We start from the raw sequence: 15,324 nt of genomic DNA, 5'->3' as shown, positions 1-15,324 counted from the left end.
GCCCCTTAATCCCCTCCCCTGAAGGGGAGGGGAGGAGACTGGAATGACCACCGAAGTCCACATTCACTCCCACGGCCCTGTTGGCCATATCTCATTGAACCGCCCCAAGGCGCTGCACGCGCTGACGCAGGCGATGTGCGAGGCGATGGCCGAGGCGCTGCTCGCTTGGCGGGACGACGACGCGATCACGGCGGTGATCCTCGACCATGCCCCCTCGCCGGATGGCGATCCCAAACTGTCGCGCGGCTTTTGCGCGGGGGGCGATGTGGCGATGGTGCGCAAATCCGCGCTGGAGGATGACGGCGTATCGGGCCGCGCCTTCTTCTATGCCGAATACCGGCTCAACCATCTGATGTTCACCTATCCCAAGCCGATTGTCGCCTTCATGGACGGGGTGACGATGGGCGGCGGCGTGGGGATTTCGCAGCCCTGCCAGTTCCGCGTGGCGACCGAGAACACGCTGTTCGCCATGCCCGAGGGCAATATCGGCCTGTTCCCCGATGTCGGCGCGGGCTGGTATCTTCCGCGCCTGCGCGGCGCAGTGGGCAAGTTCCTCGCGCTCACCGCCGCGCGGCTCGACGGAGCGGAATGCATGTGGGCGGGCCTTGCCACCCATTACCTCACCAGTGACAGGCTTGCGGAAGCCAAGGCGCGGATCATCGCGGGCGAAGCGCCGGGCGGCGTGCTCGCCAATATGGCCAGCCATGCGCCCGACGCGCGGATCGCGGGGAATGCAGCCAAGATCGACCTGCTGTTCGGCCCCGATACGCTCGAAGGCATCATCGCTGCGCTGAAGGCCGATGGCGGCGATTGGGCGAAGAAGGAGCTGAAAGCAGTGCAGGCCAAATGCCCCACAACCGGCAAGGTCGCGCTGCGGCAGTTCGCCGAGAACGCGAATTGCGCCAGTTTCGCGGACAATATGCGCATGGAATACCGCATCGCCAGCCGCATGATGTTGCGCCACGATTTTGCCGAGGGCGTGCGCGCAGTGCTGATCGACAAGGACAATGATCCGGCGTGGGACCCGGCCAAGCCCGAGGACGTGATCGACGCGCTGCTCGACGGCATCTTTGCCGAAGACCCCGATGGCGGCGAATGGACACCGTTTCCGGAGCTCGCATAGCTCGCCCTTCCCTTGGGGAAAGGCAGCAACCGTTAGAAGCCCAGCCCCTGCAAGGCGCTCACCACCGGGGCGCGATACCCGTCGCCGAACAGCCGCAAATGCACCAGCAGCGGCCAGAGGCGGTAGACGGGCAGGCGTTCGCGCCAGCCTTGCTCCAGTTGCAGCGCATCGAAGAATGCAACGGGCGGGTGATCGAACAGGGTGAGCATTGCAACATCGACCTCGCGGTGGCCGATATAGCTCGCCGGATCGATCAGCGCGGCGAGCCTGCCATGATGGAACAGGATGTTCCCGCCCCATAGATCGCCATGCAGCAGGCTGGGTGTGGGATAGCGCGGAAGCAGATCGGGCAAAGCCATGGCCAGCCGGTCAAGCCGCCTTGCGATGCTGCTATCGATATGCGGCGCATGGCAGGCGAGGCGGTTCTCCGCCCAAAATTGCGGCCAGTCCTCGCATCGCGCATTGGCGATGGCAACGCTGCCGAAAGCGTAGTCATCGTCCCAGCCATAGGTCTCGTCACGCGGCGCGTGGAGCAGCGCGAGCGCGTCTGCCAGGCTGAGCCAGTCCTTCACCCCGTCCGCCGTGACATAATCCATCAGCAGCAGGCCCTCGGCGCGGTGGTGCACAATTGGCGCGGGGGCGCCGGTGGCGGCAATCGCTTCGAGCATCGCGCCCTCGCGCATCGCCAACGGCCCGTCCTTGGCGACCAACTCGCGCCCGTCAGCCAGTTTGAGCAAAGTCGCGCCGCCCAGATCGCCGCCCGCCAGCTTGCGCGAGGCGACAACTTCGCTCCCCGCAATGGCAGTGATGCGGCGCTGCCAGTTCACCCTTGCAGCTTCACCACGATCGCGTCCGCCGCTGCGCTGACGAGCCGCCAAGTGTAATCGAAAGCGTCCTCCCCGTCATAATAGGGATCGGGAACCGGCTTGCCTTCCTGTCCCGGAATGACATCGAGCAGCAGCCCGAGAGTGGCTGTCGCATCATCCGGCATGATCCGCCGCAGATTGGCGAGGTTCTGCCCGTCCAGCGCGAAGATGTGATCGAAATCGTAAAAGTCGTCGAGGATCGCCTGCCGCCCGCGCAGGCGCGAGATATCGACGCCATGCGCAGCGGCGCAGGCCACCGCGCGCGGATCGGGCGGCTCGCCGACGTGATAGGCGGCCGTCCCCGCGCTATCCACGGTGAGTTCCAGCCGCGCCGCCTCTGCCGCCGCGCGCATCGCGCCTTCAGCCATGGGCGAGCGGCAGATATTGCCGAGGCAGACGAACAGAACAGAGGCCATCCGCCAAGCTCTAGCGCGAAATCAGGCGGTCGGCCAAGGCCCGGTAATCGCCAGTGTCATCGTCGGCGCATAGGCATTGACGAACAAAGTCCGCCCGTCGGGGCTGAAACACGCCCCCGCAGGCTCGGTCTGGATGCGGAGACGCCCGAAGGCATAGGCCTCACCCGCTGGCGTGATGCCACGCAGGTAATTGTCCACCGTGTCCGAATACTGGTCTTCGCAGACGATCAGATCGCCGAACGGCGCGACGGTGAGGTTGTCGCCATAGCTGAATTCGGACTGCGCGGGGCTTTCGTAGAACAGCTCCACCATGTCCGGGCCATTGGTGCGCGGGGCAAGGCGGAAAATCTGCCCTTCACCCGCCGCGCCGCCGCTGGTGGCGGTGAAATACATTTCCCCCTCGCCCATCCAGATGCCCTCGCCGCGCGCGAACACTGCTGCTCCCGCCGCCGCACCGCGCAGGCGCAGATCGTCTTCGGGAGCTTCGACATTGTCGAGCGTGATCCATGTGCCAGCATAGGCCGTGCGCGCAGCCATCGCCGCACCGCTCTGGTTGCGCGTATCCGCGACGCCCGCAATCACCAGCGCCTGCAAGGTGCCGCCTGCCGCCAGATTGCCGCGCTCTGCGGGGATGAAGCGGTAAAGGATCGAATCGTCGCGGTCTTCGGTCAGGTAGACCATGCCGCTCGCCGGATCGACGCAGGCAGCTTCGTGGTTGAAGCGGCCCATGGCGCGCAGGGGCACCGGATCAACCAGACCGCCGCTATCGGCGGGCACTTCGAACACCCAGCCGTGATCCTGATTGATCCGCCCATCGGCGCGGCTGGTGTTCTCTTCGCAAGTGAGCCACGTGTTCCACGGCGTCACCCCGCCCGCACAATTGCGGATCGTGCCGGCAAGGCTGCGATATTGCCGTTCGACTTCCAGCGTCTCGGCATCGAGGATGATCGTGGTCGTCCCGCCCGGCAGAGCGAGCAGGCTGCGCTGCACCGTGTCAAAGGCGGGCGAAACCGCCACCGGCGCGGCGCGGTCGGGCCGCAGTTCGTGGTTGCGCACCAGCGAGATTTTGCCGTTCCCAAGGTCAAAGCAACCCATGCCGTCCGCCGCATCGGGAACGCCCTCGCCATCATCCATCATGTCTCCCAAGCGGGAGATGACGCGGTAGGAGAAACCTTCGGGCAGATCGAGCACGCCTGCCGGATCGGGCTGCAGCGGGCCGAAGCGGTTGGCCGACGCCGTCGCCAGCGCGCTGCGCCCCGTGGTCGAGCAGCCCGCCGCCAGCACGGCGGAAAAGGCGACGCCGGTCAGGCCCAGAAATTTGCGGCGGTCAGTATGCATGGCTGTGCTCTCTCGTTCTGCGAATCTGTTGGCGGCAACCTAGCCCGAAAAGCGCGCGCGAGACACCCCGCACTTGGGGCGGGCCGTGCTCAGTCGAGCCCCAGCGCCGCGCGGATTTCGGCCCAGCTGACCAGTTTGAAATTCTGCGCGGCGGGGGCGTTCTGGCCATCCTGCGCCACGAACAGGCCTTGCGGGTAATCCGGCCCGAAATCGCCGAGCATCAGTTCGATCCCGTCGGTTTCCTCGGTCGCGCCGAACGCGCCTGCGGCAATCGCGAAACGGCCCACCGGCTCCATCCCGGGCAAGCGGAACACCGCATAGGCATTATCGCCCTGGCTCGACGCGATGAGGTATCCGCCATCCGCGCCATCGAGCGCGAGCGCCAAGCCTTCGACATCGGCGACGAGATATTGGTTATCGATGGGGGCAACGAGTTCACCGGTGGTTTCGCCTGCGCGGAAGCGCCAGATGCCCGCCGTCTCCTCGCCGACATAAACCGTGCCGTCGCGATTGTCGTAGACGCAGCCTTCGGGCTGGGTCGGAACCGCCATTTCTCGGGTCAGCGCGATGGACGGTGTTTCGCCCGGCGCCCATTCCGCAAAGCTATATTCGCGCAGCCGCCCGTCCTTGATGACATTCAGCGCAGTCAACCCACCATGCGTGCCGAGACAGAAGCCGTAGCCTTCGCCCGGCCCGGCAGTCACCCGCCCCAGCGGGGTGAGCGCGCCGGTGGCGGTGTCGAGCGTGAAGGTGGAGATATGCGAATTGGCGAGGTCAATCCGGTCGCTCGCCGCCACAAAAACCGTGCCATCATCCAGCGTGACGAGATCGACATTGTTCACCGCGCCCGCATCGTTGAAACTGCGCACCGCGCCGTCAAGGCCGTAGACATACAGCCCCGCCTTCTTGTCCGTGGCGACGATCAGGCTTTGCGAAGGATCAGCCGCATTGCGCCAAATCGCCGGATCGTCCGCCGCGTCTTCATTGGCAGTGCCCACCGGCGCCGTCTCGCCCGAGGCGGTAACGGCAACCGGCGGCAATCCGACAGGCGTGGTGGCGCAGCCCGCAAGAGCCAGCGCCACAAGCGACGCCGCACAGGCAGTCTGCGCCAGCCGCATCAGAAGGCGAACCGTGCGATCAGCTGGAACACCGGCCCGGCCTCTTCGCTTTCCAGCTCATACTCGTCAAAGCTGCGGGTGATCTGGTCGTCCACGGTGTCGAACTTGTTGAAGGTTTCGTCCTTGGTCGAATCGAGCAGGTTCGATCCCACCAGACGGATGGTGAAGTTGTCGCCGAAGCTGCGTTCCACGAATACCTCCAGATCAGCGCCATAGCTGGTGGTCACTTCCTCGCCCACAACGCGCCCGAAGGCGTCACCCTGCTTGCGGTAGGTCGCGCCAAAGGCGGCATCAAGCGCATCGAAATCATGGATGAAGCCGAAATTGTACACAAACTGCGACTGGTCGTTGAACTGGCGAGGGCCGAACTCGTCCTCGATCGAGCTATCGAGCAGGCCGAGATTGCCGAAGATGCCCGTATCGGGCAGGCCGATAAAGCCGAGGCTGGTCGATAGATCGAATTCAATGCCCCACACTTCGCCATCGCCGGTGTTGCGCGGCTGGTAGACGAAAGTGCCCGGCCCTTCCGATCCTTCGACGCCGGTGTTCGCGACTTCGACCAGATTGTCGACCGAACGGTAGAACACGTTGACGCCGACAACGCCGGTGCGGCCGATGCGGTGTTCGTAGCCGATATCCCCGCCCCACGCGGTTTCCGGCTCCAGCTGCGGGTTGCCGAGCAGATCGTTGTCACCCAACTCGGCTTCGAGCAGCGCGGGGCTGATGAAGTCGAAACGCGGGCGACGCAGCGTGCGCGCCGCCGACAGCGTGATCCGGCCATCGCCAACGGCAATGCGTGCCGAGGCGGAGGGCAGCAACGCATCATAGCTCACTTCGTTCAGCGCGAGCGCGGGTGCGACGGTCAGATCGTTGATCGTCACATCGGTGTTTTCCCAGCGGACGCCAAACTCGAAATTCATTGCACCCGTTTCCCCTTCGACCAAGGCAAACACGTCACGGCGGTTTTCCTCAATCGTGTTGAGCCCACCGGGGGTGGATTCAAGCGGGGCGAAGGTCGTGACAAATTCAGCCGGGGTGCGCGAGAACTGGTCATAGCCTTCGCGGTCGGCGGCGGTGAGGTTGAAGCGGTTGCGGATTTCACGAATGTCCGTGTCGCGAACCTTGTTCTGGAAAAGGCCGCCGAAGACAAATTCGATGTCGTCCGACAACTCGATTTCGTGCTCCAGCTCGATCGCCAGCTCGTCATCCTGCACCTGGAACAGCGTCAGATCGCCGGTAAAACGCGGGGTGCTGCGATCAAAGTCCACTTCGTATTCGAACTCGTCCTGCAGATCGTCAAACCGCGCGAAGGAAACGCGCAGCGACGTCTCGCCTGCTGCCCATTCCTGCTCGATACGCGCGGTGGCGTTCCAGCTTTCCTGCGTGATCGTGTTCAAATTGATGTTGTCGGTCAGCAAATTGCCCGGGTTGGTCGTGCGGACGGGGCCGTTAATGGCGGTCAGGTCATCATACTCGAAAGATCGCTCGTCCTCGATGCGCTCGGTGCGCACATAATTGCCGGCAATCTCGAATTCGGTGTTCGCGTTTTCGAAAATCCAGCTCACATTCGCGGCATAATCATTGCCGTCGCGCGTATCGGTCTGGTCTTCGCGATTGTCGAAATCGTCGGTCGCAAAGTTCGGATTGTTCTCCGGCGAATCGCCGAAGCGCAGGCTCGTCTTGAGCTTGGGGTTGTAGCGGCCCTGGAAGTTGGCACCGATCAGCACGCGGCCCGGCCCGAGTTCGCCACCATAATAGAAACCGGCGCTCGACTGCAATTCGCCGTCGTTGAACAGCAGACCTCCGCCACGGATATAACCACCATCGAGCGAGAGACCATCGCGCAGCTCGATATTGATCGTGCCCGCTACTGCATCACCCGTGCGGCGTGCGGAAGAAGAGCGGACGATTTCGACCCGCTCGATCAATTCGGCGGGCACGCGGTCGAGGAAGAACGAACGGTCGGCGTTGGAGCCGGGCACGCGGTCGCCATTGATGAGGATTTGGGTATAGCCCGGATCAAGCCCGCGAAGGCGCGCGCCATCGCTTTCCAGCACGTCGGACAGGAAAGTCACCGAAGGCACACGGCGCAGCGCATCGCCTGCGGTCAGCGGCTCGAAGCGTTGGAAGAACTGCTCGTCATACTCCAGCGTCGGCTCGGCACCTTCACTGCGGTTGCGGAAACCGATCTCGCCGATAACCACAATGCTGTTGGCGGACTGGATAGCGTCTTCCTCGCCTTCCTCGGTCTCGGCTGGCGGGGGTGTTTGCTGCGCCATGGTGGGCGCGGCGGCGAAGGCGAGTGCAGCGATGCTGGCCGAGGCGAAAAGACGAAACTGGGTCATGTGCTTCCTCCGGTGAATATGGAGGCGGCGTTAGGCGCGATGCGTGGCGAAACGGGGTCAACTCGGTGACCGCGCGGTTACAATCCGGCGCATATTTGTGACAATTGTGACAGGTGGCAGAAGGGCCACATCAATCCACCAGCGTGAAGTGCCCCGGCGGCGGCGTATTGGGCGGCCAGCGCCCGTCCTTGCGCTGCCGGTCTTCGATCGCACGATGCAGTTTCGCGCCAGCAGGGACGAAACGTGGCTCGAACCAAGGGATGATCCAGCCCAGCAGCGAAGGCCGGCGCGAATCCGCCGGTTTTCGACGCGGCAGGATTTCGAGCGGTTTCCACCCCCAGGTCATCGAATTCTTGCCCGGTGCCAAGGGATCGGGCCGAGTATATTTGCTCTCCTTCTCGTCCGCCAGCACCAAGGATTTGATGCTCGCTTTGGAGAAATGCAGTCCGGCGCGCTCGCCTTGCTTGATCATCCAGAGCAGCGGGATTTTGCACAGTGCGCTGTCTTCCTCGCGGTGGCCGCCGCCGACATCACCGTGAAAGCCCGGGAACCACACCTGTTCGACCTCCTGCGGCACTGCGCCCGCCTGGTTGAAGGGGTTGCCGCGATATTCGTGTCCCTCCTCCCACGGCACATGGCGGAACATGGTGCGGCGTTCATCCATCGCCAGCGCGTGGAAAATGCTCTGCACATTCGGATTGCGATTGGTGAAGGCATGGCTGGCCAACCGGTAGCCATAGCGGGCGGGCTCGATCACCGAAGCGACTGTATCGAACAGGCCGAGCATCCGGATCGGCGGACGATCAGGATCGAGAATGCGTTCGAACAGCCGCATTTCGGCAAACGCCTCGCTCGAATTGTCTGCCTGCCCTTCCTCGCCGATCCGCTTATAGGCGCGATAGGCGTAATCGAGCAGGTTGAGGTTGCGCGCCTCCATCAGCCCGAATGCATTGATGAAACCCGCCAGTACCCGCGCCGCATAGGCACCGCGGCTGAACCCGCAAATGTATATCCGGTCTCGCGGCGAAGGCCCCGCGCTGGCCGCTCCGGATTTTCCCGCTTCGTAGTTCTCGACCAGAAAGCGATACGCCTCCTTCACATTGGCATCCATGCCATAGCCGGTGGCGAGCCCCCAAAGCTCGACAACTTTGCTTTTGAGATTGGAAAACATCCCCGCCGAACCAAAGGTGCCGACGCCGGGGTCGTAATAGACCAGTTGATCGGGGCGCTTGGACAGGATGCCGTAAAGCCGCAGCACGTTGGAACGGTGCTCGCTGATCTGGTTCGAAGTTCCGTCGAGCAGAATGACGATGTTCTTGGGCATTGCGGCTGGTTCCCCCGGTCGTCACCGAGCCTATCCCAGCTGCAGGCCAATGGCGAGGGTATCGATAGCCAAGGACGATAACCGATGACCGCACGGTCACGCCTTAGTCTATTAGCGGGCGTCGAGCGCTTCCATCTCGGCAACCAGTCGCACGAACCTTTGCGCGGCCGGGCCCGGAATACGTCGCAGAAAGACCTCCGCCAGCGCGCGGTAATACCACAGGCTGCCCTCGCGGCCTCCGGTAAAGCGTTCCCACACCGCCTGACCGTGCGTGTGCATATCGGCAGTGATTGCGCCCGCATTATGTGTCTTGTCGGCAAGGCTGACCGCGAGTGAAGTTGCAGGTTTGTGCTCCAGACTGGCAAGATAGGCCTCTTTGCGCGCGCGCCACGGCGGTTTGGGCTCGGTATCGCTATCGGTGCAGTCCCAAACAATTTGCGCAACAGCATCGCCAAAACTGGCGCGAATCTCCTCCAGCCGCGGCTGACCTCCTTGGTCTTCAACCGCATCATGCAGCAAAGCGGCAATCGCCTGATCCTCGCTCGCCCCGTTCTCGATCGCGATCGCGCAGACGCCGAGCAGGTGCGAGACATAGGGAATGTCCGCCCCCTTGCGCTGCTGGTGGCGGTGGATGCGGCTGGCATAGGCGAGCGCTTGGTCGAACCGGTCGGTATAGCTCATGGGCAAGTGGCATACTCCTTTTTGCCAAAGCGCAACAGCAAGCGCGCCCGACAGCGGAGCTGTCGGGCGTCTGGCGCGTTGCTTTTGAACGGGTCTTCAGGTGGTTGCGGGAGTTGGATTTGCACAGCGGCATACACTTCAGGTCGCCGCCTAGCCTTCCTGCATAATAGCGCATTCACCCGATCATCTGCCGCGCAGATTGCGCGAGCGGGCGCATTTTTTCAATTTTCCGCAGCTTCCCGTCACCAACCATGACGGTGACGGGTATGCGCGGCAAAGGCATAACATTCCTAACATTCTCGACATTTCAGAGACTTACGACATAATCTTTCTATAACATTGGTATAATTATATTATATCAATTGAATGTAATATCTGGTCTTTAGAAAGGGATGGTTTTTCAAAGAGGTAATGAAAAGCCGGTCGAAATATTATGTCGCATAATGCCGCCGACATAACTTCAGAAATGGCGGAAATCTGGGCTTTTCTGGCCGGTTCGCGTGGCAGGTTATGAATGTTATGCCTTTGCCGCACACACACCCCGCCGCCAGATGCAGCGGGCAAGCCGATCATGCATAAATCGTATCGAAGAAGGCGCAGGCGTGGCGTGGGGGCGAGCGCGGCGCGCGGGGCTGGATGGATGGGGTCAGGCCGCATCGGGCTTGCCCTGGGCGCGCGATCGGCGCAGTCCGGTCGCCATGCGATTGAAGATCGAATTTGCAGTGATCGCGGTGCTGATGCTGGTCAGCATGGCAAGCTGTGTGGCGGGCTGGCTTTAGATCGCTGGGTCGGTCGCGGTGATGGTGGCGCCGCGCCATTTGCAGCGGCGGCATTTCATCCGCCCTTCCAGATCGGCGATGCCATAGCCCAGGCCTAGCCGGTGCAGTTGGTCCAGCATCCCGATCGGGTCGGCATCGACCGAATGGCTGCAGACATTGCAGGTGATGCGCAGCAGATACCCTTGCCGCGCAAAATCGTTGACCGAATCGAGCCGATGCCTAACCACGGCCCATAAAGGAACGAACGCGGAACAAACGTCAATGCGCCATTATCTATTCGTGACCGACCCAGAGGGAAATGAGATCGCCGGTTCGCGGCGGTCGATCGATCATTGCGAGACGCGCGAACAGCTGGCCGCAATCGAACGCGCGTTGGCAAGCGCATCGGGCGAAGGCTGCAGCATCGAAGACAATGTCGATGATTGGCGAGAATTCTGGAAGGCGCGCGGCGTTACCTGATCGCCGCGCGCCGCCAGATCATGCCGCCAGGCGCTGCAGCAGGACTTCGAGATAGGGAAGCGCGGCAGGGTCGCGCTCGGCAAAATAGCCAGGCGCGCGGGTCGGCAGCCACACTTCGCGGAAATAACGCCGGAAAAGCGGCAGCAGGTCTTCGGGATAGGCCTTCGCCAGCACCGGCTTCCTGTCATCTTCGAACTTGTGAACGTAGGTCGGCAGATCGCGGAGCGACAGCCCATGTTCTTCGCGCAGGAAGCCGGCGAAGAACCGGCCCGATGAAATATCCGGCCAGAGACGTTCGGGCAGTTCATAGCCCAGCTGTTCCAGCGGCGCGATCAAGAGGAAGATCATTTCGGTCAGAACCGAAAAATGCCCGATCGGCACCCCGCCCTGGTTCGCGAGATAGCGGCGAATGTGGAAAGAGTTATGAACATAAGTGATTGAGTAATCGGTCATTGGTTTTAGTTCCTTATGGTTTCAGCAATAAACCGAAGAACCAATCAGCTTGACCGAGCGATTGCTTTGAAGCAATGACGCGCTTGTGAAGCCGGTGGGCCGTTGGCCCTTCGGGGAAGCCCCGCCTGATCAGAAGAATGGCGGGGCTTCCACATTTACTTATGTGAGGCGCCAGCGCGATTCGATAGCGGTGGCGGATAATGGGTCGGGGATAATTCGCGGACCTTACACGGCTTGTCGCATTTTGGTTTGACTAACCTTGAGAAGTGTGCGGGCCAATGGCCCTTAGCTGACTGCAACACGCTCCCCTGTCGGCGTGATCTGGCTGCCATCGCTGGCGCTGTAATTGCCGAATCGCAGCACTTCTTCGCCGAAGAAGTCGTTCATCGCCATCATGCGGCGCATGATCGGCACGATTTCGATCTGGAAGAACGTGTCCAGCGCTTCGCCGACCTTCCCGAAGCCGGCGGCATTGGTCGGCACGATACCGATCAGCTGTGGCGGGACGCGATGCGCGGTCAGCATATCATCGCGGCTGATGTTCTTCACGCCGGTGAATTCATCCTTTGCCGCGACATCGCCGACCGGAATCAGCTGCACACCATCCTTTTTCCCGCCTGGCATATAGAAGAACATATTCTTGAAGTTGCCGACGCCTTTGGTCGACTTCATCGCCTGGCGAACCTTGTCGGCGGTTTCGTTGTCGGCGAAGGCATCATTCACATAGAGGATGAAGCCCGCATGGGCGCCGTTCAAATAGTAGCGGCGGCGGAACAGGGTCGCGTTCTCATTCAAAAGGCCCGCCTGCAGCGCCGATAGCCATTCGGGCAAGCCATAGATTTCCTGCGCGACATCGGGCTGCTGCAGATGGCAGATCGCGCCAGGCCGGAACTGGTGTTCGGCCTGGATGGCAGGGCTGCCGCGATACTCGCCCATGGGATTGGCGCCGACAAAGAAGTAACCGGCGCCGGCATCCTTTGGCGCGCGCATATGCCGAGCGGGCGCGTGGCGCGCGATGGCGAGCCCGCCCGCGCGGTTCGGCACCGATTCCAGATAGCCATTGCCCATTTGCAGGAAATCCAGCGCGGTTCGTTCGAAAGAATCGGTCGACAGCTGGGCGGTCGGCTGATGAACGCCGACCAGCAGGTTCACCTTCAGCGCGATCGAACTGCGATGGCCTGGCGCCATATTGAAAACCTTCGCCAGCTTATCCATCGGCAGCGGCGGTTCGAACCATTTGCCGTTATGATAGATTTCGAAATAGTCGGCCAGTTCGCGGCTATCCAGAACGCTTTCGGCATCGCCGAAGCTGAAGACCATCGCTTTGGCATCATCGGGGATGGCCATCGCCGTTTCGGGGGCAATTTCTGGGCCGGTTTTGGTGGCGGCGTCGATGGCGAGTTCGGTCATGGTTCGGAGATCCTTTTGGTCGGCGATTAGTCGGAGACGATAAACTGGTCGCCGGCAGCGGCTTCGGCAGCGGCGGCAACGTCCAGCGGTTCATTGGAAAAGGCGTGCAGGAAGGCCCAGGCGATGTCGGCATGGCCGATCTGGCCGTTCCTGCTGGCGGTATAGGTGACACCCTTCCCGCTGCCGGTCAGCGTGGGCCTGATGGCCATGAAAGCCTGCATGACATCGGTCCAGCCCGTATCGAATTCGACACGGTTCGCGCGGAAAAGCGATTGTCCTTTGATGACCAGCGCGGTTTTGGTCGCGACCGAATATTCGATCGCGCGAACCGTAGGGAACCACCGCTTCACCAGTTCGAACACCGCGCGCCCGTGGCCTGTAGTGTCGATCGAAATGTCGGTCACATTATAGCGGGCGGCGATGTCGCGAATGAAATCGGCCTGACCCTGGAAGTCGCGATCATTCAGGCGATACTTGTCCAGGCAGCGCAGCTTGCTGACACCAGGCTGATCGGGCGCGGCAACAATGGCCAGCGCGGCATCATCGCGGCCTTGCTTGTTCGGGTCATAGCCGAGCCAGACCGGCGCATCGCCGAACGGCCTGCCGCCTGGGATGTCCAGCAGCGCGGGCTTGAAATCGCGCCAGCGATAGAAGCTGTCGACCCGCGCGGGCGCCAGGCGATGCCAGGGAAAGCTGCTGGCCGCATCATCGACAAATTCGCACCCGTAAAGATTGCGGAATTCATCTTCGCTGGATTCTTCGCGCAGTTCATCGATGTCGACCAGCTGGCCGAGCCCGCCGGCAATCGCATCGGCGAGCGTAACCACCTGGCACCAGCTGCCATCGGGCATGATCTTGCCACCGGCCAGATTCGCATGGCTGCAATCAAATTCGCGCTGCTTTGCCTTGGCCTTGCCCTGGTTCCATTCCTCGCCTGACCAGAATGCATAGGCTTCATGCGTTTTGGTCGATGGCGTCGAAAAATAGGTCCGCTTGTAAATCTTGTGCGTTGCCATCGCGGCAGCGACCTTGCGCAGCGTGGCGAAACCATGGACCCAGAAAAATTCGTCGAAATAGAAGTCGCCGCTTTCGCCCTGCGCCGTGTTCGAATTGGTCGAAATCGGATAAAGGCCGACCTGGTCCAGCGCCAAAGGCTCGCCATCGCATTCTTGCCCTACCGCTTCGCTACTTGAGGGCGGGCCGGTCAGCCCGCCGAAATCCAGCATGATCGGGTCGCCGGCCAGATCGACATCGCAGACCCGCTTCACCCAGCTGACCAGTTCGCGCTTGAACTTCATCGCCTGGCGCTTCGATGCCGAGAGGAATATCTGGTTTCGCGGCTGCCTGCCGGCCAGAACATCTTCAGCGATCTTCGCCAGCGCTTCGCGGGCAAAATACCAGGTCGCGCCGATCTGGCGGGATTTCAGAATCTTGCGCGTTCGCTGGTCGCGCTGCGCCCACCAGCCCGCCTGATAGGCGAAGTTCTTTTCGTGGAAGTCATCCAGCAGCGCCTGGAAGTTTTCACGGCTCAGGAAGTTGCGGCGTTTGTCATCGCGCTTGGCCTGCGCGGCTTCATCATTGCGCGCGGCGATCTTCGGATTGAGATCGCCTTCCTTTCCGGTTCGTTCGAACTTCGCGATGCGCGCCATGCGCTCCATCTGGCGGGTCAGGAAGTCGACCCGCTTCATATGGCCTTCGTTGAAATCGGGCCGGTCCAGATAGCTGGCGATCTTCGCTTCGATGCGGTCTTCGATGATCTGGCGCGGGCTCGCATCATCCCAGCTGCCGCGCCGCTTCCAGCTGGCGACGGTCTGGTATTTCACATCGAGTTCGGCGGCGATTTCGTTAAGCGGCCAGCCCCGCCAATAGAGCGAGCGCGCGCAGCGCTGCAGATAGGCAGCGGTCAGTTCGGTTTCACCGGCATGGGCGGGCAGCAAGTGCATGGCGTTGCCATGCACCCCGCGCAGGCTGTGCGGTCTATCGCCTTGGCCGGTGAATGCCGCATCCACCCGCGCGCGACATTGCATCGGCGCGCGGGTTTCAGCCTTGTGGCGGCGATACCGATGCGCCTGGACTGTCAAAGGCAGGGCGCCGCAACACTGGAAGCGAGTTTAGCCCATGAAAACGAAGAAATTCCGCCTTGCTGTCGCCGGCGCCACCGTGGACGGTCGCGAGATCAGCGCCGATATGCTGCGCGAAATGGCCGAAGGCTATGACCCGAACACCTATGGCGCGCGGCTGAATATCGAACACATTCGCGGCGTTGTGCCTGGCAGCGATTTCGGCGCCTATGGCGATGTTCTGGAACTATCGACCGAGGAAGTCGAAATCAAGCTGCATGACAAGGTCGAAAAGCGGGTCGCGCTGTTCGGCACGTTCGATGTCGATGACAAGGCCAAGGCGATGAACAAGGCCGGCCAGAAACTTTACCCTTCGGTCGAAATTCAGCCGAACTTCGCCGGCACCGGCAAGGCCTATCTGATGGGCGTTGCGCTGACCGACAGCCCCGCATCGATCGCGACCGAACGGATGCAGTTCAATCGCCAGATGCCTGGTTCGCTGGTTCTGCGCACCGATGATGCGGAAAGCGCTTTCGCGCTCACCTTCGCCGAAGATGACGGAACGCCGACCGATGCCGGCACCAGCTTCCTGACCAAGCTGGGCGGGATGCTGGATGGCTTTGCCGCGAAGTTCGGCGGCGATGCCGATGCCGGCAAGGGCGATGACAAGCCGAAGGCTGGTCAGGCCGGTGATGCTGCCGCTGCCTTCGCCACGTTGCGCCCGATGTTCGAAGACATGGGGAAGGCCTTTTCGACCGAGATCGGCAAGCTGCAGGCCCAGATCGCCGACCAGAATGACAGCTTCAGCCTGCGCGTGAAGAAGCTGGAAGACCAGCTGAAGACCGACCCCGCGCCTGGCTATTCGGCCCGCCCCGCCGCTGCTGGCGCGCAGGGCGAACTGGTCGAAACCGACTGCTGACCCAGCCCGCAACCCTAACGCCAACCCCGAACG

15 protein-coding genes are annotated in these 15,324 nt (G+C 62.0%); 4 read left to right on the top strand and 11 right to left on the bottom strand.

Annotated features, from left to right (window positions below):
- Positions 1-43: 43 nt before the first annotated feature.
- A complete protein-coding gene (locus GC121_RS07655) occupies positions 44-1,123 on the top strand; it encodes an enoyl-CoA hydratase/isomerase family protein (protein WP_151973599.1) in 1,080 nt (359 codons plus the stop codon).
- A gap of 32 nt (positions 1,124-1,155) precedes the next feature.
- On the opposite strand, the gene GC121_RS07650 is transcribed toward GC121_RS07655, so the two are convergent.
- From GC121_RS07650 to GC121_RS07620, 7 genes are all read right to left on the bottom strand, one after another.
- Positions 1,156-1,950 (bottom strand): fructosamine kinase family protein, encoded by a 795-nt coding sequence (locus GC121_RS07650; protein ID WP_151973597.1) that lies wholly within the window; start codon positions 1,948-1,950, stop codon positions 1,156-1,158.
- Entirely contained in the window at positions 1,947-2,405 is a 459-nt protein-coding gene (locus GC121_RS07645) for a low molecular weight protein-tyrosine-phosphatase (protein ID WP_151973595.1), read from the bottom strand. Before GC121_RS07645 ends, GC121_RS07650 begins: the two co-directional genes overlap by 4 nt.
- Before the next feature lie 21 nt (positions 2,406-2,426).
- Positions 2,427-3,743, bottom strand: coding sequence for an alkaline phosphatase PhoX (locus tag GC121_RS07640; RefSeq protein WP_151973593.1), 1,317 nt, complete (start codon positions 3,741-3,743; stop codon positions 2,427-2,429).
- An 89-nt stretch (positions 3,744-3,832) separates the two neighbouring features.
- A complete protein-coding gene (locus GC121_RS07635) occupies positions 3,833-4,861 on the bottom strand; it encodes a phytase (protein ID WP_151973591.1) in 1,029 nt (342 codons plus the stop codon).
- On the bottom strand, positions 4,861-7,206 hold the full coding sequence (locus GC121_RS07630) for a TonB-dependent siderophore receptor (protein WP_151973589.1): 2,346 nt from the start codon (positions 7,204-7,206) through the stop codon (positions 4,861-4,863). The genes GC121_RS07635 and GC121_RS07630 overlap by 1 nt, the downstream gene beginning before the upstream one ends.
- 130 nt (positions 7,207-7,336) lie before the next feature.
- Positions 7,337-8,530, bottom strand: a complete 1,194-nt coding sequence (locus tag GC121_RS07625; protein ID WP_151973587.1) for a DUF2235 domain-containing protein — start codon at positions 8,528-8,530, stop codon at positions 7,337-7,339.
- A 111-nt stretch (positions 8,531-8,641) separates the two neighbouring features.
- Positions 8,642-9,211 carry an HD domain-containing protein gene (locus tag GC121_RS07620; RefSeq protein ID WP_151973585.1) on the bottom strand — a complete coding sequence of 190 codons (570 nt, stop codon included), beginning with the start codon at positions 9,209-9,211 and terminating at the stop codon, positions 8,642-8,644.
- A gap of 602 nt (positions 9,212-9,813) precedes the next feature.
- Here GC121_RS07620 and GC121_RS15290 point away from each other — a divergent pair.
- On the top strand, positions 9,814-9,990 hold the full coding sequence (locus tag GC121_RS15290) for a hypothetical protein (protein ID WP_199857795.1): 177 nt from the start codon (positions 9,814-9,816) through the stop codon (positions 9,988-9,990).
- Here GC121_RS15290 and GC121_RS07615 read toward each other — a convergent pair.
- Positions 9,987-10,217, bottom strand: a complete 231-nt coding sequence (locus GC121_RS07615) for a hypothetical protein (RefSeq protein WP_151973583.1) — start codon at positions 10,215-10,217, stop codon at positions 9,987-9,989. The genes GC121_RS15290 and GC121_RS07615 overlap by 4 nt on opposite strands.
- 34 nt (positions 10,218-10,251) lie before the next feature.
- Here GC121_RS07615 and GC121_RS07610 point away from each other — a divergent pair, with 34 nt between their 5' ends.
- Positions 10,252-10,449, top strand: a complete 198-nt coding sequence (locus tag GC121_RS07610; RefSeq protein ID WP_151973581.1) for a hypothetical protein — start codon at positions 10,252-10,254, stop codon at positions 10,447-10,449.
- Positions 10,450-10,467: 18 nt separating this feature from the next.
- Here the strand turns inward: GC121_RS07610 and GC121_RS07605 are convergent, their stop codons facing one another.
- The 3 genes from GC121_RS07605 to GC121_RS07595 form a co-directional block, all read right to left on the bottom strand.
- Positions 10,468-10,902 (bottom strand): hypothetical protein, encoded by a 435-nt coding sequence (locus GC121_RS07605; protein WP_151973580.1) that lies wholly within the window; start codon positions 10,900-10,902, stop codon positions 10,468-10,470.
- A 285-nt stretch (positions 10,903-11,187) separates the two neighbouring features.
- Positions 11,188-12,312 carry a phage portal protein gene (locus GC121_RS07600; protein ID WP_234421161.1) on the bottom strand — a complete coding sequence of 375 codons (1,125 nt, stop codon included), beginning with the start codon at positions 12,310-12,312 and terminating at the stop codon, positions 11,188-11,190.
- 26 nt (positions 12,313-12,338) lie between these two features.
- Positions 12,339-14,393: a terminase large subunit domain-containing protein gene (locus GC121_RS07595; protein WP_199857794.1), complete on the bottom strand. Its 2,055-nt coding sequence runs from the start codon at positions 14,391-14,393 to the stop codon at positions 12,339-12,341.
- Positions 14,394-14,430: 37 nt separating this feature from the next.
- On the opposite strand from GC121_RS07595, the gene GC121_RS07590 reads away from it, so the two are divergent.
- Positions 14,431-15,291 (top strand): GPO family capsid scaffolding protein, encoded by an 861-nt coding sequence (locus tag GC121_RS07590; RefSeq protein ID WP_151973578.1) that lies wholly within the window; start codon positions 14,431-14,433, stop codon positions 15,289-15,291.
- The last annotated feature ends 33 nt before the right edge of the window (positions 15,292-15,324 follow it).

It is taken from the genome of Erythrobacter sp. EC-HK427 (assembly GCF_902498745.1).
In the GTDB taxonomy this organism is placed as follows: Bacteria; Pseudomonadota; Alphaproteobacteria; order Sphingomonadales; family Sphingomonadaceae; genus Alteraurantiacibacter.
The sequence above is the reverse complement of the archived record's forward strand: the minus strand, read 5'-3'. Positions and strand labels throughout refer to the sequence as shown.